The 17,964-nt window shown below is 49.2% G+C and carries 17 protein-coding genes and 1 pseudogene; 12 read left to right on the forward strand and 6 right to left on the reverse strand.

What is annotated here, in order from left to right; all coding sequences use genetic code 11:
* Positions 1–5: 5 nt before the first annotated feature.
* Together GT003_RS01475 and GT003_RS01480 are read right to left on the reverse strand one after the other, a co-directional pair.
* On the reverse strand, positions 6–1,739 hold the full coding sequence (locus GT003_RS01475; RefSeq protein WP_161693672.1) for a family 10 glycosylhydrolase: 1,734 nt from the start codon (positions 1,737–1,739) through the stop codon (positions 6–8).
* Between the two features lie 842 nt (positions 1,740–2,581).
* Complete coding sequence (locus tag GT003_RS01480; RefSeq protein ID WP_161694271.1) at positions 2,582–3,460, reverse strand: LysR family transcriptional regulator; 879 nt, start codon at positions 3,458–3,460, stop codon at positions 2,582–2,584.
* A gap of 120 nt (positions 3,461–3,580) precedes the next feature.
* Between GT003_RS01480 and zwf the strand changes: the two genes are divergently transcribed.
* The 8 genes and pseudogenes from zwf (at position 3,581) to GT003_RS01520 (ending at position 10,682) form a co-directional block, all read left to right on the forward strand.
* Positions 3,581–5,179: a glucose-6-phosphate dehydrogenase gene (zwf, locus tag GT003_RS01485; RefSeq protein WP_161693674.1), complete on the forward strand. Its 1,599-nt coding sequence runs from the start codon at positions 3,581–3,583 to the stop codon at positions 5,177–5,179.
* Complete coding sequence (gene tkt / locus GT003_RS01490) at positions 5,163–7,151, forward strand: transketolase (protein WP_161694273.1); 1,989 nt, start codon at positions 5,163–5,165, stop codon at positions 7,149–7,151. The genes zwf and tkt overlap by 17 nt, the downstream gene beginning before the upstream one ends.
* Before the next feature lie 48 nt (positions 7,152–7,199).
* Positions 7,200–7,865 carry a fructose-6-phosphate aldolase gene (fsa, locus tag GT003_RS01495; protein ID WP_161693676.1) on the forward strand — a complete coding sequence of 222 codons (666 nt, stop codon included), beginning with the start codon at positions 7,200–7,202 and terminating at the stop codon, positions 7,863–7,865.
* A gap of 144 nt (positions 7,866–8,009) precedes the next feature.
* Positions 8,010–8,171: pseudogene (locus GT003_RS32345) on the forward strand (helix-turn-helix domain-containing protein); the annotation flags it as partial.
* A 44-nt stretch (positions 8,172–8,215) separates the two neighbouring features.
* A complete protein-coding gene (locus GT003_RS32350) occupies positions 8,216–8,314 on the forward strand; it encodes a hypothetical protein (protein ID WP_338045874.1) in 99 nt (32 codons plus the stop codon).
* 206 nt (positions 8,315–8,520) lie between these two features.
* Positions 8,521–9,171 (forward strand): peroxiredoxin-like family protein, encoded by a 651-nt coding sequence (locus GT003_RS01510; RefSeq protein ID WP_161693678.1) that lies wholly within the window; start codon positions 8,521–8,523, stop codon positions 9,169–9,171.
* Positions 9,172–9,321: 150 nt separating this feature from the next.
* Complete coding sequence (locus GT003_RS01515; protein WP_161693680.1) at positions 9,322–9,993, forward strand: NAD(P)H-dependent oxidoreductase; 672 nt, start codon at positions 9,322–9,324, stop codon at positions 9,991–9,993.
* A gap of 50 nt (positions 9,994–10,043) precedes the next feature.
* On the forward strand, positions 10,044–10,682 hold the full coding sequence (locus GT003_RS01520) for an FMN-dependent NADH-azoreductase (protein WP_161693682.1): 639 nt from the start codon (positions 10,044–10,046) through the stop codon (positions 10,680–10,682).
* Between the two features lie 350 nt (positions 10,683–11,032).
* On the opposite strand, the gene GT003_RS01525 is transcribed toward GT003_RS01520, so the two are convergent.
* The 3 genes from GT003_RS01525 to GT003_RS01535 all read right to left on the reverse strand — a co-directional run bounded on the left by GT003_RS01525 (position 11,033) and on the right by GT003_RS01535 (position 12,113).
* Positions 11,033–11,371, reverse strand: a complete 339-nt coding sequence (locus tag GT003_RS01525) for an MmcQ/YjbR family DNA-binding protein (RefSeq protein ID WP_161693684.1) — start codon at positions 11,369–11,371, stop codon at positions 11,033–11,035.
* 81 nt (positions 11,372–11,452) lie between these two features.
* A complete protein-coding gene (locus tag GT003_RS01530) occupies positions 11,453–11,875 on the reverse strand; it encodes a peroxiredoxin-like family protein (RefSeq protein WP_338045863.1) in 423 nt (140 codons plus the stop codon).
* 28 nt (positions 11,876–11,903) lie between these two features.
* Positions 11,904–12,113 carry a hypothetical protein gene (locus GT003_RS01535; protein WP_161693686.1) on the reverse strand — a complete coding sequence of 70 codons (210 nt, stop codon included), beginning with the start codon at positions 12,111–12,113 and terminating at the stop codon, positions 11,904–11,906.
* 243 nt (positions 12,114–12,356) lie between these two features.
* On the opposite strand from GT003_RS01535, the gene GT003_RS01540 reads away from it, so the two are divergent.
* Positions 12,357–12,965, forward strand: a complete 609-nt coding sequence (locus GT003_RS01540; RefSeq protein ID WP_161693688.1) for a thioredoxin family protein — start codon at positions 12,357–12,359, stop codon at positions 12,963–12,965.
* Between the two features lie 202 nt (positions 12,966–13,167).
* Here GT003_RS01540 and GT003_RS01545 read toward each other — a convergent pair whose 3' ends face one another.
* Entirely contained in the window at positions 13,168–13,866 is a 699-nt protein-coding gene (locus GT003_RS01545; protein ID WP_161693690.1) for a Crp/Fnr family transcriptional regulator, read from the reverse strand.
* A gap of 226 nt (positions 13,867–14,092) precedes the next feature.
* On the opposite strand from GT003_RS01545, the gene GT003_RS01550 reads away from it, so the two are divergent.
* Genes GT003_RS01550 through GT003_RS01560 form a run of 3 tightly spaced genes read left to right on the forward strand, consistent with a single transcriptional unit; the run spans position 14,093 to position 17,865 of the window.
* Complete coding sequence (locus GT003_RS01550; RefSeq protein WP_161693692.1) at positions 14,093–15,577, forward strand: spore germination protein; 1,485 nt, start codon at positions 14,093–14,095, stop codon at positions 15,575–15,577.
* Between the two features lie 20 nt (positions 15,578–15,597).
* A complete protein-coding gene (locus GT003_RS01555; protein WP_161693694.1) occupies positions 15,598–16,719 on the forward strand; it encodes a Ger(x)C family spore germination protein in 1,122 nt (373 codons plus the stop codon).
* Positions 16,720–16,758: 39 nt separating this feature from the next.
* Positions 16,759–17,865, forward strand: a complete 1,107-nt coding sequence (locus GT003_RS01560; RefSeq protein WP_161693696.1) for a GerAB/ArcD/ProY family transporter — start codon at positions 16,759–16,761, stop codon at positions 17,863–17,865.
* The last annotated feature ends 99 nt before the right edge of the window (positions 17,866–17,964 follow it).

The following is a 17,964-nucleotide window of genomic DNA, read 5'->3' on the forward strand; positions in this document are numbered from 1 at the left end:
CTGCTTCATTCGAGTGATGGACTTGGAATTCCAGAACCGTTGGCAAGCAGCGACCCGCCGCCTGCCGAATAATAATCGCGCAGCGCGTCCATGACGCCAAGCGGGTTGCGACGCAAATCCTTGGCGCTGAAGAAGATATCGCCGTCGACTTCGGCGTGCGTCTTCGCGTAGTTCAATTGATTGATGATTTCGTTCGAAGCCTGCCAGCCGGCTTCCGTCGTGCCGAGCTTATAGGGCGAGTGTCCGATATACAGATCGACGTCCGTGCCTTTGACCTCGTTCGACCACCAATCCACCAGCTTGTCGTACGGAACGGCCAAGTTGGCGAAGCTCCAGTAAATTTGCGACGCGACGTAGTCAATCCATTCCTGCTTGATCCACGTCCGAACGTCGGCATACATATTGTCGTAATCCGTTACGCTCGCTTTCGTCGGCGATCCGGTCGGATCCATAGTCTGATTGCGCCACACGCCGAAGGGACTGATGCCGAACTTAAGGCTTGGCTTCAGCGCATGAATCGATTCGCCAAGCTGGCTCACGAAGGCATTGACGTTGGCCCGCCGCCAATCGGCCAAGGACAGATTAAGCGGATTGTTTGCCGTAAACGCCGCGGAATCCGGAAATTCGCCGCTGGACGGGTAGAAATAGTCGTCCAAATGCACGCCGTCAACGTCATAGCTGCTCACGACCTCCATGATCGTGTCGATGATCTGCTGGCGAGCAGCGGGCATGCCCGGATTCAAGTACGGTTTTCCGCCCGAGTTGACGATCCAATCGGGATGCTGCAGAATGACATGATTCGGTGCGAGCGCATCCGTCTTGGCATCGACGCTCGCCCGGAACGGATTGAACCAGGCATGGAATTCCATGCCCCGCTTATGCGTCTCTTCCACCATGAACGCCAGCGGATCATAAGTTGGCGCCTTGCCTTGGGTACCCGTCAAATACTTGGACCATGGCACGAGCGCAGACGCGTAGAGCGCATCGCCTGCCGGACGCACTTGCACGAATACGGCGTTCAGCCCCATGCGCTGCAGCTCGTCGAGCAGCTGCGTGAATTCGGCCTTCTGCTTCGCTTCGTTGCCGGCCGATTGCGCGCTTGGCCAATCCAAGTTGTAGACGGTCGAGATCCAGGCGCCGCGGAGCGAATCCGTGCCGGTTCCTCCATTAGAACTATTCCCACCGTTAGAACCATTCCCTCCGTTAGAGCCGTTCCCTCCGTTCGTTCCGCCGCCGATGCCTGTCTCATCCTGATCGAAGAGGGAGATAGACCTGTCGGCCTGATTCCAGTTGACGGTCAACCCGAGGGCTTCGCCGACGAATCGCAGCGGAACCATCGTCCTGCCCGCAATCGATTGAACGGTACTATCCAGTCGGACCTGCTTGCCGTTCACGGTGGCGTAGCCTTGTCCGCTCCGCAGCGTAATGAGCGTGCCCGTACGCTGAATGGACACGGAGCGGGATGAGGAGATCCAATCGACGGCGGCTCCGAGACCCTCGCTTATGATTCGCAGCGGAACCATGGTTACGTTCAGCTTCGGCACGATAAACGGCGGGACATCGGCCTCCAGCATGGCGCCTTCCACATAAATGGCTATGTCGCGTTCTTTTACGGGTTTGTTCGCGGCAGCATCGGCATGCTGCAGCCCGGAGGTTACGGCAGCGATGAGCAGTGTCAGCAGAAGGGCATACACGCGGAAAGGCTTCAATGTCGTGCGATAATACGTTAACGGATTCATAATTCCTCCTAGTCGTCTCGGGAGCGCTGTCTGACAGCCGGATAATAATCCGGCTGCATGTGGGATTCAGATGCTTGCGCCTGAACTTGTTCAATGGTTAGACGACCGAAACATGGATCAGGTTGCGGTCAAGCGGCCAAAAATTGCCTGCGGCAATAGAAGGAGCACTGAATGGCGAAGGTACGAGCAGGAATGCTGAATGACGAGAGGCGAGCAGGAGCACTGAATGGCGAAGATTCTAGCTGAAACGCTGAATGGCGCAGAGGCGTGAAGGAGCGATTTATGAAGGAGTGCTTCGAGTCGTCGTCGATGCAGTCGAGGGACAAGCGGACGCTGAGGCTTGCAGAACCGATGCCGAACAATGATGGCGAATAATGATGGCGGGGAGAGCCGGGGCGCCGATATCAAAACAAAAACACACCGCTGCCGGCGTGTTTGTAAGGTCGAGTAAATCAAGTATGGGGCTGCTGATCAGCCGATAGTCATGCTTGCGGATAGAAATCTATTCGCCTGACGGCTAACGGTTGTACGGAGCGTTAATCGGTACAAAATGGTCATTTGATCTCGCTATCGGTTGCCAGGAAGCTTATTGAGGTTTTTTTGGTGCTAATCAGCTGCTAAACGCGAAATAACGCCGCCCATAATCTTTAGCGTCGATACACCTTTATTTTTCGAGCAATAGCAACGCTGGCAACCGTTAGGCGCCAGCCCGTATGACCGTTGAACGTTGGCCTAAAATTAGATACGCCGACGCCGGCGGTTTTTTTATGTGTGAAACGAACCAGTCGTGCACGGTTAACCGCAGCCGCAATCTTCTCACCGCCGCCCGAAGCGGTCCATGTCTATTTGACAAGATCAATGAACTTGCCGGCGGCGTTGGAGAGCGGCATATTGCGCATGATCATGAATCCGACCTGGGAGGGCGGCAGCTTGACGTCCAGCTGGATCTCGAAGAGCGAGCCTTCTTCCAGCTCCTTGGCGACGAATTCCCGCGTCACGTAGGAGATGCCGAGACCTTTACGCGCGAATTCGATCAGCAGATCGACGCTTCCGACCTCGATCTCGGGCTTGATCTCGTAGCCGTAGCTCTGGAACAACTCCGTGATCGCCATGCGGACCCGGCTGTTGCGCGAGAAGAGGATAATCGGGTATTCGAGCAGCAGCTCCATCGAGAGCACGGTGCCTTGAAGCTCGGCATAACGGCTCCCCGCAACGAAGCAATCCTGAAGCTGAATGCCCCGCATGACCTGCAGCTGATCATCGACGATCGGCATGCGTACGACCCCGACGTCGATCCGGCCTTCTTTTAAGAAGGATATCGTCTCCGGCGTCGTCCCGTGGTTGAGATGCAGCTTGATGCCGGGATATTTCTGATGGTAGTCCTCGAGATAAGGAAGCAGATAATGCTTGAACAACGAATCGCTTCCGCCGATTCGCAGCTCGCCGCTGTCCAGCTTCTTGAGCGCCGCCATCTTCTCTTCCGCTAGCGAAATCAGAATGTGGGACTTCTCGATGTAGGAATAGAGGATAACGCCTTCCTGGGTCAGCGAGACGCCTTTGGAATTGCGGTAAAACAGCGTGATGCCGAAGCTGTCTTCCAGCTGCTTGATGGCGTGGCTGACGCTCGGCTGGGTGAGATACAGCGCCTTGGCAGCCTGCGTTAGACTGCCCGTCTTCGCGGCCCAATAGAATACCTTGTACAGCTCGTAATTGTTAGTCATAGACATGGTCTATAGCTCCTGTGAAATATATGTATTACATGTATGGATGCTATTCGTATTATAGTGGATTCAGGGAACAGAAACCAGTCTTAAAGAGAAGCCATGCTGGGAGGAATAGATATGGACGCAACAACGTTTGTATTATTTGGAGCGACGGGGGATTTGGCGAAACGAAAAATCTACCCCGCTATGTATAATTTGTTCGTAGACGGAAAACTGCCGCAGGCTTTCTCGGTATTCGGCCTTGGAAGAAGAGAACTGACCGACGAGAAGTTCCGGGCGAACGTGGAGCATTCGATCCGCACGTTCTCCAGGCGCCAGCCGGCGGACGGCTCGTCGTTGAATGCCTTCTTGGAGGCATTCCGGTACAGCGTGCTGGATATCGGCCGCATCGAAGACTACAATAAGCTGCTTCAGCTTGTCGAGCAGCGGGAAGCGGCGCTCGGAGCCGATCCGAACCGCTTGTTCTATTTATCCGTCGGACCGGAGTTCTTCGAGACCATCGCTTCGAACATCCAAGCGAGCGGACTCAGCTCCGCTGCCGGCTGGAAGCGGCTCGTGATCGAGAAGCCGTTCGGACACGATCTGCAATCCGCCCGCAACTTGAATAAGCATCTCAGCCGTTCCTTCACGGAAGACGAAATCTTCCGCATCGACCACTATCTCGGCAAGCCGATGGTGCAGAAGCTCGAGATATTGCAGCAGTCCAATCCGGTTCTTCAAGCCTTGTGGACCAATCGTCACATCGCCAACGTGCAAATCACAGCGAACGAAACGGTCGGCGTCGAGGAGCGAGCGGGCTATTACGATCATGTCGGCGCCGTCAGAGACATGTTCCAGAACCATATGCTGCAGCTGCTCATGATGCTGGCGATTCATCTGCCCAACCATAACAGCACGTCAGACGAGGTTCGCACGAAGAAGAAGAAGGTCATGGAAGCGCTCGAGCCGTTGTTCAAGGAGGACGTGGCCTTCAACGTTGTCCGCGGCCAGTATGCGGCTGGGGAGATTCAAGGAAAAGCGGTCGCCGGCTATACGTCCGAACCGGGCATCGCGGCGGATTCCGCGAATGACACCTTCATCGCGGCCAAATTGCAAATCGACGATTATTTTTGGCGGGGAGTACCGTTCTATATTCGTACGGGCAAGCGGATGAAGGAGAAATCGACGCGCATCGTCATCGAGTTCAAGGAACCGCTGAAGCAGTCCTCGCAGAAGAACGACGAGCGCCGAATTCCGAATCTGCTCGTCTTCGAGATCAGCCCGAACGAGAGCATTACGCTGCAGTTGAGCACGAGGGACCCTCAGCACCGAGGCGAGTTCAAGCCGATGTTTATCGACTTCCGTTCGGATTCGCATGAAGTTCCCGAGGCTTACGAGAATTTGATCGGCGATGCGTTGAACGGCGACCCGACCTTCTTCGCGCACTGGGATGAAGTCGAGCTGTCCTGGAAATGGGTGCAGCCGATCCTGGATGCCTTTACGGAGAATCTCGTACCGCTTCAAACCTACGCCGCCGGTACCTATGGTCCTGCCGCATCCGACGAGCTGCTGGCGAGGGACGGGTACCGTTGGCAGTTCGATGCCGAGTCGGAGCATAACATCGCGGATTCTGCGGCTGCCTCCGTCGGCGAAGAACAATTGCAGAAAGTAACACAAAATGAAATGCAAATCGAAACGAAAGAAGGAAATACTTATGCCTATCACGCAAACCATTGATCAACTGGCCATCGATACGATCCGCACGTTGTCGATCGATGCCATCAACGCCGCCAATTCCGGTCATCCGGGGCTGCCGATGGGAGCCGCGCCAATGGCGTACGCCCTATGGGCGAGGGAACTGAACCACAATCCGGGCCATGCCAAGTGGTTCAACCGCGACCGGTTCGTATTATCCGCCGGTCATGGTTCGGCGCTGCTGTACAGCCTGCTTCACCTGTCCGGCTATCAAGTGTCGATCGACGACCTGAAGCATTTCCGCAAGCTGAACAGCCTTACGCCGGGCCACCCGGAATTCGGGCACACGGACGGCGTCGACGCAACGACCGGCCCGCTCGGCCAAGGGGTTGCGATGGCGGTCGGCATGGCAATGGCGGAAGCGCATCTGGCTTCCAAATTCAACCGGGACGGCTATCCGGTAGTCGATCATTACACGTATGCGCTCGTCGGAGACGGCTGCTTGATGGAAGGCATCTCGTACGAAGCGATGTCGATGGCAGGCCATATGAAGCTTGGTAAATTGGTCGTGCTGTACGATTCCAACGATATCTCCCTTGACGGCGATCTGAATCTGTCCTTCGGCGAAGACGTCAAGAAGCGGGCCGAATCCGCTCACTGGCAGTACCTGCGGGTAGAGGACGGCAACGACATTGAAGCGATCACGGCGGCGATCGCAGCCGCGAAGCAGAATGATTCGCAGCCGACCTTGATCGAGATACGTACGATCATCGGCTTCGGCAGCAAGGTAGCGGGTACGAACAAGGCTCACGGCGCGCCGATCGGCAAGGAAGAAGCGAAGGCAACGAAGGCCGTCTACGGCTGGAACTACGAGGAAGAGTTTACCGTCCCTGCCGAAGTCAGAAAGCATTTTGAAGAACTGAAGCAGAAGGGCGCGGACAAGGAAGCGGCATGGAACAAGCTGAATGACGCCTATCAAGCACAATATCCGGCACTTGGCAAAGAATTGGCGCAAGCGATCGCCGGTAAGGTGTCCCTCGATGCTTCTGACATCCTGACCTTCGATGCCTCCAAAACGGTATCGACGCGGATCGCGAGCGGCAATGCGATCAATCACTATGTGAAGCTCGTGCCCGAGATTTTCGGGGGCAGCGCGGATCTGTCGCATTCGACGATGACGGACATCGGCGGCGAAGCAACCTTTGCCGTAGAGTCCTACGCGGGACGCAATATTTACTTCGGCGTTCGCGAGCATGCGATGGGCGCGGCCGGTAACGGCATGGCACTGCATGGCGGCGTGAAGCCTTTCGTCAGCACGTTCTTCGTCTTCAGCGATTACTTGCGGCCGTCGATTCGTCTTGCCGCGCTGCAGAAGCTGCCCGTGACGTATGTCTTTACGCATGATTCGATCGCCGTAGGGGAAGACGGACCGACGCACGAGCCTGTCGAGCATTTGGCGGCTTTGCGGACGATTCCGGGCCTGACGGTCATCCGTCCGACGGATGCGAACGAGACGGCAAGCGCTTGGGCCTATGCCCTGCAGCAAAACGACGGTCCCGTAGCCTTGGTGCTGAGCAGACAGAATCTGCCGGTATACGAAGCGACGAAGGCCAACGTTGGGGCGGTCGCCAAGGGCGGTTACGTGCTAACGGAAACGAACGATAAGCCGGACGTGATCTTGATCGCGACGGGCTCCGAGGTTTCGCTTGCCGTAGACGCGAAGACGGAGCTGGAGCGGGACAATGTCTCCGTGCGCGTCGTGGCTATGCCGAGCCGGGAACTCTTCGACCGTCAGGATGCAAGCTACAAGCAGTCGGTACTGCCGGCGGCCGTTACCAAGCGGCTTGCGATCGAAGCAGGCATCTCGCTGGGCTGGGACCGCTTCACGGGACCGGAAGGCAGCGTATTGTCGATCGATACGTTCGGCGCTTCGGGACCTGGCGGCGAGGTCATGGAATACTTCGGCTTCTCTGTAAGCAATGTCGTCAGCTTGGCGAAAAAATTGCTGCACTAACATAAAATTCGTTCGCTCAAACCAAACTACTATTCGGAGGTAATGATCATGAAATTTTTCATCGATACCGCAAACCTGGCCGACATCCGCAAAGCGTACAAAGTCGGCGTATTATCCGGCGTAACGACCAATCCGTCGCTGGTTGCCAAAGAAGGCGTGAAATTCGAAGACCGGATCGCGGAAATCCTGCGCGAAGTGCCTGAAGTCGAATCCGTGTCCGCCGAAGTAACGCCGGACGCGCTCACGGCCGAAGAGATGATCGCGCAAGCGAACGAGCTCATCAAGATCAATGATTACGACAAGAACATCACCATCAAGCTGCCGATGACGCTCGCGGGCCTGGAAGCCTGCCGTTACCTGGCGAACAAGGGCGTCAAAACGAACGTAACGCTGATCTTCACCGTAAACCAAGCGCTCTTGGCCGCACGTGCCGGCGCAACCTACGTATCGCCGTTCCTCGGACGCTTGGACGATATCTCGGAAGACGGCGTGCAGCTGGTCGCGAAGGTCGCCGAATTGTTCCGCGTTCATAACCTGGATGCTCAGATCATCGCCGCTTCGGTCCGCCACCCCGATCATGTGACGCGCGTAGCGATGGCCGGCGCGCATATCGCGACGATTCCGTTCTCGGTCATCGAGCAAATCTCCAAGCATCCTCTGACGGATCAAGGCATGGACAAGTTCGCTGCGGACTGGAAGAAAACGGTACAATAAATTATACACACCAAAGCGAACAGACGAAGAAGAGCAGTGCCCGGATTCCGGGCGCTGCTCTTTTGCTTTCGAACCATCCCATTAAAGCGATTATTTCGCCACTCCTCGCCATGCGAATCCGCCGTGCGAGGAGCGACCGCTTATATGAAGTCGCATTATAGCGAAGCATTGGATCGGGACACGGTGGCGCGCGAAGTCGCGTTATCCCCCGCCTATTACTCCAGTTTGTTCAAGCGGCATACCGATTATAGTCCGATTCAATATTTGAAGCGGCTCAGGCTTGATCGGGCTAAGCTGCTGCTGCGGCAAACGGACTTCGGCAATGCGGTCGCATCCGCCGCGACCGAGAGGTGCTGCGCTGCCCTTGGCACGGCTGGGAATTCGACTTGTTGCGGGCAGGCACCTGGCCGAAGGGAGCGAAAAGTTGGTTTCTTGATATATATATCTGACGTTGGGAGCGGATAGGCGAAAATGAAAATGGCATCAGTCAAGGCTGCGATACGGCCGGCGGTAGCTTAGCACTTCCTTCGGCACAATCGTCTTACAGAACAGAGTCAAAATAGGATCGATGAAGAACTGTAATCTACTTTACAGAACTCCGTTTTGTTTGAACCTATAATCAGGCTATCCAATAGATATAGGAGGTTTTAGAACGATGAGAAACCAAAATTTAACTGAACAGCTGGAAGCGGCTAGACAGCAGTTTAAAGCCAATGCACCGATTGAAGCGCAGGTCAAGATCGGCCAAATGATCGAGGAACTTCAGAAATCGGGAATCGCTTCCGGGAGGCAAGCAGGCGAGAAGGCGGTGGACTTTAAATTAACAAACGCAATAGGCAAGGATGTAATTTTATATGAAGAGCTCGCGAAAGGGCCGGTTGTGCTGGTCTTTTATCGCGGCGGATGGTGTCCTTTTTGCAATATGCAATTAAGGGCTTACCAGCGGATATTGCCTGAAATCCAGGCGATAGGAGCGCAGCTGATCGCGATTAGTCCTCAAAAACCAGATCATTCGTTATCCCTTCAGGAAAAGGAAGGATTGGAATTTCAAGTCCTTAGCGATCCAAACGGCTTGGTAACGGCCAAGTACAATCTGCTCTTCGATGTTCCGCCGGGCGTAAGGGAACTCATGGAAGGCATCGGAGTGGATCTTGTGGAGTACAACGATACCTCGAAATGGGTCTTGCCGGTTCCGGCTACTTTCATGATTGATGAGAGCGCCGTTATTCGCTCCTCATATGTCAATCCGAATTTCATGCAGCGTCAAAGCCCAGAGGAAATTTTGCGAGAGCTTAAGAAACTGTAACGATCTAACATTATTCATTCGGGAGCAGAATTATCAACTGTTGCAAGGGGAGGTTTAACTGGCAGCTGGTGGTCGCATCACATGCTTGCCAATTGCTACTTTAGCAGCTGTTTAAATGACATCAATCCACCAAAGGAAGGTTGATTCCACATGATAGGAACAGAGAGTCGAAAACAAGAAATTTTAAAAGCTTACCAATTCAGACATGCTTGCAAGGCATTTGATAGCAATAGAAAGATTTCGGATGAAGATTTTCACTTTATTTTGGAGACTGGAAGATTGTCTCCAAGTTCATTTGGCTTTGAGCCGTGGAAGTTTGTCGTGATTCAAAATGCAGCCCTTCGCGAAAAATTAACACCTGTATCCGGCGGTGCCACGGGACAACTGCCCACTGCCAGCCATTTTGTAGTTATATTAGCCAGAAGAGAAGAAGACTTACGGCCTGACTCGGCTCACGTGAACAAAATGTGGAAAGACATTCATCATATGCCTGAAGAAGTTGTGCAAGATTGGTACGATTTCTACAAGTACTTCGCCGAAACAGAACTCGAAGACAACGACCGTCTCATTTTTGAATGGTCAATCAGACAAACCTATATCGCATTGGGAAACATGATGACAGCCGCGGCTCAAATCGGCATTGATTCCTGTCCGATCGAAGGTTTTGATAAAAAGCAGCTGACCGCTATTTTACAAAATGAGGGTATCATTAACGGCGACGATTTCGGAGTAGCCTGTATGGTCGCTTTCGGCTATCGTCAAAAGGATCCCAAACGTCCACAAACAAGACAACCTCTCGATGAGATTGTGGAGTGGCGATAAACATAACATGATATTTCTTAAAAGGATTTAACCTAGGAGGCAGCAGCAGCATGAAGCAATTATTGTACATTACCGCTACTCCAAAGTCGCCGGAGCATTCGGTCGGCCTGCAGGTCGGCGGGGCGTTTCTTAAAGCCTATCGGGAAGCTCATCCGGACGACTACGTACGTGTATTCGATGTCAACCAAGAAGCGTTCCAGACGGTCGACGGCGATGTCGTGAGAGCCTGGGAGAAATTGAGAAAAGAGCATCTGGAATTCTCCGAGCTGAGTCCCGCGGAACAGCGGAAAGTGAATGCCCTTAACGACATGACCGAAATGGCGATGCGCGCCGATAAATACGTGTTCGTCTCTCCCATGTGGAATTGGGGCATTCCCCCTCGGCTCAAGGCGTTCATCGACGCATTCGTCATCGTTGGGAAAACGTTCCATTACACGGAACGCGGACCGGTCGGCCTGCTGCGCGACAAAAAAGCGCTGCATATCCAGACTAGCGGCGGAATTTACTCTACAGGGCCGGCAGCGGCTATGGATCACAGCCATCCCTATCTTCGTCAGGTGCTCGGCATCGTCGGGATTGAAGACGTACAAGCGCTGTACGTGGAAGGTCATGATTTTCAACCGGAGCGCTCGAAAGAGATCGTCAGGGCAGCAAAGGAACAGGCTGTCAAGCTTGCCGCGGCCTGGTAACGCGCCGAACGCGAAAAATCCCTCTCGAGGGATTTTTTTTGATAGCTCCATCTGCGTCACAGTCCCGCTACTCGTTGTCTTATTACTTAGCGGGGTTCAAACCCCTATTTGCGGTACTTCGTCACGATTCAACGAAAAATAAATCCCGCTTCCAATTAGGAATGCGGGATTTCGGTTGGCTTAATAATGGAGAGAAGAGGGGAGAGCGGCGCCTGGGCTAGCTATCGGCTTTATTTACGGACGCCTCGCGACCTTCTTGTCCAATATGAATATAAATCATGGTTGTATTCATAACCTCATTCCCAAGCTGCTCTTAAGCTTTACGAATCGCGTATCCAAAGGATGTAAAATTAAATAGACGCCCGGATGCGCTTAGGAAGGCTTTCGACAACCAAATCGTAAGAGTGGTCGATCATGTCAAAGATAAACGACTCTTGCAAAGAACCCTCGAGAATAATCGTATTCCAGTGCTGTTTATTCATATGATACCCCGGGCGAACGTCCTCGTGCTGCTCTCTTAAGTTTTCCGCAATCACCGGGTCGCATTTTAGGACCAAGTATCCTTTTTTCTCAAAAAAAAGCGCGAATATTTTACCTGCAATTTTTATCGCGATTGGATCGGGTCCCGAGGGATAATCCTTTATCGCTCCTTTTTTGTTTAGACAGTATTCAATGAAATTATTTTTCAATTCGGCTCATTTCCTTCGTAAATGACATCTTACCGTCCACGTCGTTCCATCACCTTCGAGTTTGCGTTCGTTGCAATACCATTATTGCAACGAACGGACTTTTTCTAAGGCTTCGGCCGGTTCCATCCGCGTTCTATGGTTTATTTCTGAAGCACCGGCTATGACGTTTCCTTTCTTATCGATAATATATGTGGCCGTTACAGGAAGCTCGAATGTATGGTCACCGTTAAATTGATGCAGCTCAATGCCAGAGCTTTTCTGAAGGGTTTGCTGAAAGTCAGGCAGCTTGTATTTAAGATTGTAGTTTTCCGCGGTTTTGTTGTTCGTATCGCTAAGGACGAAGAAGCTCAGTTCATGTTTTTCTTTCATGGAAAGCGAATGATCCGGTGTTTGCGGGCTAATGGCAATCAGTTGAGCGCCGGCAGTTTTTATCTCGTTCATGATGCGCTCATAGGCCTTCAATTGCAAATTGCAGTACGGACACCATTCACCCCGATAGAACACGATAATGACAGGGCCCTTGGCTAGTTCTTCATATAATGAAACGAGTTTGCCCGTAGCATCCCAGAGTAAATTCGGGAGCCTTGTCTCCGATGTTCAGTCCTTTGCCTGCACCCTGATCTCGAAGCTCCTGAATCAATCTGGCAAAAGTCTCCGCGGCATCCGGCGACATATTACGAGCCTGGAGTGCATCAAATTCATCTTTCAAGCTTCTTTCCCATTTAGAAACCCTGTTCTTCATCCCTATTCTCCTCTCGCGTTTGCTTGGCAGTATAGATTAAAGATTACCATGCCAACAGAAGCGGTATCTGTCATCTATATTACAGAACTCCGCTTTTTTTAGAATTATAATCAAGCTATCAGGGAATAGCTGAAGCAAGGCCATGGCATGATTCATAGTGAAATGAAATTATTCGAAGAATTAAGTTTTATGAGATCCGCAGTCCGCAGTATCCCGAAAATAATGAAGAGGGTGCGTGAAGAAATGGAAGCACGATTGAACTTAAAGCACAAAATCGGTCAAGGGATTTCACCTCGACAGTTCATGGACGGTATGCAGAATCGGACGATGGAAACCAGTAATATCCTGAATACCAAAGAGCAGTTCCTCGCCGTTTACGAGAATTTCACATGGGCGCAAGAAGATCAGAAAATATTCTTTACCGCCGTAAACAATCGCTCCGACCTGCACTGTTTGATTCTATGCACAGATTGGTGTCCGGACGTCATCTGGAACGTCCCCTTGCTGTTTCGGGTGATGGAGCAGAGCAGCATTTCGACTGAAGTGCTGCTTATGGAAGAGCATCTGGAAACCATGGATCTCTTTCTCACGGATGGCGGGCGAAATCAGCCGATCGCGGTTTTCTTGAATGCGTCCGGAGATGTTCTAGGCAGATGGGGAGCGCGCCCAGCCTATATTCAGGCCGTGATGGATCGGTTTAAAAAAAACAATCCAGATAAACAGGAAGCCGACTATAAGGAGAAATTGAATCAAACCTACCGGGAGATCGGCGAGCTCTATCAAGTTAGCAACGAATATCAGGATGTTATCCTTCAAGAGTTAAGAGCGTTATTTAAAACCTTTTCTTCGTGAATTTTTAATCGATCCGGAAGCGGGGATGGCCGGACAGCACTTGCAGTTAAAATCTGCTCCATATCGCCTATCAGATATAAAAACGACCGGAGGCGCGCCTCCGGTCGTTTTTATATGTCCCATTTGATGTTGAAACCGGTCCCGCAAAATCTCCTTTTGGCACTATACAAGACGGATTAACGTTGCGATCAAATTGACGTCGTCATTGCGGGCGATTTAGAATCGCGGCATTTACCTGAATAGACTTACGAGACGTTTTGATGACTCCGTCCTTCACGAGCCCGCTCATGACCCCGCTGACGGCTTCCCGAGTTACACCGAGCATGTTAGCAATCTCTTGATGCGTAAGAGGGAGATCGATTAAAGCATAACCATCCACAATGGTACCAAATTTCGAGCTAAGCATCGTCAACATATGAATGACCCGTTCGCGAAGACCGTTAAATGCAATTTGTTCTAACTGTTCTTCTCTTTCCTTCAAACGTTCGCTGACCACTTTTAGAAGCTTCAACGCCAGACTCGGTCTACTTATCATAAGCCGGTCGAATTGTGCTTCGGATATCGAGCAAACCAGTGTTGGTTCCAGGGCTTCAACGTACACCTCTTTAGTACCAAGGGAGAGGGAATTGATTTCCCCAAACATGTTTCCGTGAGTCAATATACTTAGCGTGAATTGCTTTCCACTGTCGTTTAATTTGTATACCTTAAGCTTGCCTTCTTTGACGAAAGAAAGTCCTTCGAGAACAGTATCAGGACTTTGAACCAATACGTCCTTCGGGACCCAATTGAAATGGCGAATGGTATTTAGTAAATCAATTTCCTTCATTTCTTCACTGGTCATTTCTTCGAAAATGCTGATTTTAGATAAATACCATAATTTATCTATTTGGTATTTCTCCATGTAACAATCCCTCCATCTTCAAAAAAGGTAGCTCGATCTAATAGAAGTCTTTGTCCAATCATTCTGTTTTATAAGGATCATGATGTCCATGCATCCTAGGCTTCTCCATCATAGAGTCTCGGAATTTAATGTATTTCCGCCCATGTATAATATAGAGTTTCTTGCTGAAAAATAACATGGCATCATAATGAACATTTGGGAATTTTATCTAGAAAGGATATTCGCAATGAGAAAAGAATTTAAAAACCTCGATCAATTATTAAAATTATCCGGTCAATCGAGTGACTTTAAGACTACCGTAATTTCACTTGGTAAACAAGAAGTGAGTATTTTCTATTATAGTACCTTAATCGATGCGAAGTGGATGCAGCAGCATTTGATTCTTGTGTTGCAAAATCGCGCATTGGATTCCGAAATCAAGGACATCGAGGATATTAAGGCTTGGATTCCCATTAATGATATAGAGATTACCGACGAGTTAACGACGATTCAATCCAAACTGCTGAAAGGTTATGCGATCGTTCAACTTCATGAAAACGATCAAAAGTGTGCGTTGGTTAATTTAGCCGACAATCATGGAATGCGAAAAACTAATGAGACGGAAAACGAGTTTAGCGTCGTCGGCCCTAAAGTCGGTTTCATAGAGGACCTGGATACAAACATCGGTTTGCTAAGAAAACAAATCAATCTCCCCAACTTGATCATAAAAGAAATTATCGTTGGCAAAACTTCAAAAACGAAAGTCGCAATCATTTATATCGATGGGCTGACAAATGAACAGACGATTCAAACTGTTGAGCAAAGGCTTACTGATATTGATTACGATGTCGTGTTTGATTCGTCCACACTGGACCAAATCATGTCAGACAATTCTTGGACGCCATTTCCATTGTTTGTATCCTCGGAACGCAGGGAACGAGTGGTGTATTCAATTAGTATCGGGCAAGTCGCGGTCCTTAGCGACGGATCACCTTATTGTGTTACGGGACCCTCTACATTGTTTGATTTTTTTATTTCCCCGGAAGATTATTATTTGCCATGGATATTAGGTTCTTTTTTTCGATTGATTCGAATCTTTGGTGTCATGTTTTCGGTGTTTGCCACGTCAATGTATGTTGCGATAACCACATACCATTATGAAGTCATTCCAAAAGATTTGCTGGGCCCCCTTATGTTTTCCAGACAAAACGTTCCGTTTCCGCCCTTCTTTGAAGTGCTTTTCTTAGAAATAACCATTGAATTCCTTCGGGAAGCAGGGGCCAGATTACCAACAAAAATCGGCCAAACCTTAGGTATTGTCGGAGGAATCGTTATCGGTCAAGCTGCGGTCCAAGCAGCTTTAACAAGCAATATTTTACTGATTCTTGTCGCGCTATCGGCTTTAGCCTCATTTACGACACCGATATATAAGATGTCAAATGCGATACGGTTTTTACGCTTTCCTATTATCTTTCTGTCCGCGATTTGGGGGGGAATTGGCATCTTTATCGGGGTGGGTTTTCTGTTCGTCCATATTATTCGTTTAAAATCATTAGGCTCTCCTTACGTTGTTCCGATTTTTCCTTTAAGGATTGCGGAACTTAAAGACAGTTTTATACGTTCATCCTTTCAAATTCTGAATAAAAGACCTCAACATTTAAGACCAAAATCTTCAGTTAAGTATTTGCCTAACAAACCAGTTAAACAGAAAAATGACCTTGATGAAGAATAAATGATGGAAAGAGGGCCATTATGAATAGGAGGAAAATTTTTCTGGTTATCATTTTGTGTACCGTTTTATCGGCTTGTACCGATCAAAAAATCGTGAATCAGATTTGTCTTGTCCATGCAATTAGCTTTGATACCGTTGCGAAAGGCAAAAAAACCGCTGTTCTAATTTCTCACTTTAAAGAACAGGGAAAAACAGATCTGGAAGTTTTACATACGGAATCCAAGTCTTATCTTTCTCTGCCACGACTGAATACGCAGACAAACGATCCCCTTGAAAGGGGACAGATGAGGATGGTGTTATTCGGAAAAACGAGTGCAGAAAAAGGGATTGGGACTGTAATCCATCATTTACTCCGCGATCCTAAATTTTCATCGCGGCTTCAGCTTGGAGTCGTGGAGCGGGACGCTTCGGAACTGTTGGAAATCACCACAAAAACCCAAGAACCGTTTTTTTTATCGGATATGATTGAACAAAACATGAGAAACGGAAATTTACCGCTGATGAACCTTCATGTATCCCTGTTTAATTATTACGGTGAAGGACGAGACATGTTTTTACCGTATTTTAAAATAGGGCGGGAAGGAGCTGCGGGAAGCGGCGGTCACGGAGAAGTAAAAATCGATGGACTGGCTTTATTCAGAAGTGATCGAATGATAACCGAAATTAGCTTGAAGGACGCTTTCTTATTAAAAATGCTGATTCAGAACTCGAAGAATGGAAGCTACACGGTTCCACTTGCAGGAAAAGCATCAAACAATACAAACAATCAGGGTGAAGATTTTATTTTATTGAGAAGCATGCATTCAAAGGCAAACTATATGGTGAACAACGTTCATCTAATCCCTTCGATTTCAATTCGGTTGAAATTGGTGACGGAACTTCAGAATGTCCCGGATTGGGTGGATGTGAGATCGGAAGAGCAGCTTACGCGGCTTGAAAAAACGATGGGTTCGTATTTGAAAAAAGAAATTGAAAAATTCCTTTCACGATTGAAGGAAAATAAGGTTGATCCAGTCGGCTTGGGAGACTTAATAAGAAGTCGGTCTAAGAATTGGAATGCCCAAGATTTTGAAAAAATTTATCAAGAAATAAAAACAACGGTAAGCGTTCAGGTTAAAATCGCTAATACTGGCAGTGGTTGAACGATGTTTGGAAGAACAGTTTAGTGAGGTGTTTCGTAAATGAATAATGCTGTTGACGAAAAACACTTAATATCTCCCTTCTTAATTGTTCCTCTTATGTATGTCAGCATGGTCGGGGTCGGAGTTCTGAATTTCCAACGTGAATTGGCCGAACATGCCGGATATAATGCTTATATTTCTGTTGTTATCGTAGGGATCAGCATTCATTTGATCGTATGGATGATTTATAAAATTTTACGTTCTAATCCAGAAGGTCTAGATATAACTGCTATCAACCATACCTATTTCGGGAAAATCGCAGGGAGCATAATCAATTTCGCAATCGTTCTTTATTTTTTTTTCGGCGCTTATATTGAATTCAAAGCCTATATTGAAGTGATTCAAGTCTGGATGTTTCCATCGATGAAAATTTTACCCATAAGCACCATTTTGATGCTGCTTATCTACTATACCGTCTCAGGCGGGTTCCGGTCCGTTACCGGACTAAGTTTTTTGGGATTCCTAATGTCGCTTATTTTTATTATTCCAGAGAATTTGCCAGTTTTGCCGTATTTACATCCGCAAAACTTGATGCCTCTTTTTAACCATTCAGCATCCGACATATTGCTCTCTTCTAAAAGCATGATCTATCAATTCCTAGGATTTGAAGCCCTTTTACTCTTTTACCCTTTCATTAAATCACCGGCAAAATCTCAAAAATGGGCTCACTTGATGGTGATTTTTGTTACCTTATTGTATTTGATGATCATTATCATCACGTTTATGTATTTCAGTGAAGGGCAGCTGCGCCAAATCTCTTGGCCAACGCTTAATATGCTCAAGATTATCGAGGGACCCGTGTTCCAGCGAGTAGAATATCTAGCGATTTCATTGTGGCTGCTAAAAAATTTATCAGGCATATCTTTAAGCTTATGGGCCGCATGCCGTGGAATGAAAAACGTTTTTCGGATCAAACCGCGTGCGAGCTTGCTTGCTTTTCTGGTCGGAATCCTGATCTTGGATTATTTTTTGAAGGACCGCAGCATATATCGATGGATTTCCGAGTTTTATTCGGACGTCGGACTTTATTTTATTTATGGATATATTCCGATTATGTTCGTAGTCACGCAGATAAGGAAAATGGGAAGGAGAATAGCCATCGAATAGGAAACAGCCTGCCGAGCGTCGCCTAGACGCGGAAGCAGGCTGTTTCTTGTTCGTTTTAGGACCATGCCCCGGAAGTGTCCGGTTCCTTTATGCATTGTT

This window comes from Paenibacillus sacheonensis (assembly GCF_009909195.1).
Classification (GTDB): domain Bacteria; phylum Bacillota; class Bacilli; order Paenibacillales; family Paenibacillaceae; genus Paenibacillus_Z; species Paenibacillus_Z sacheonensis.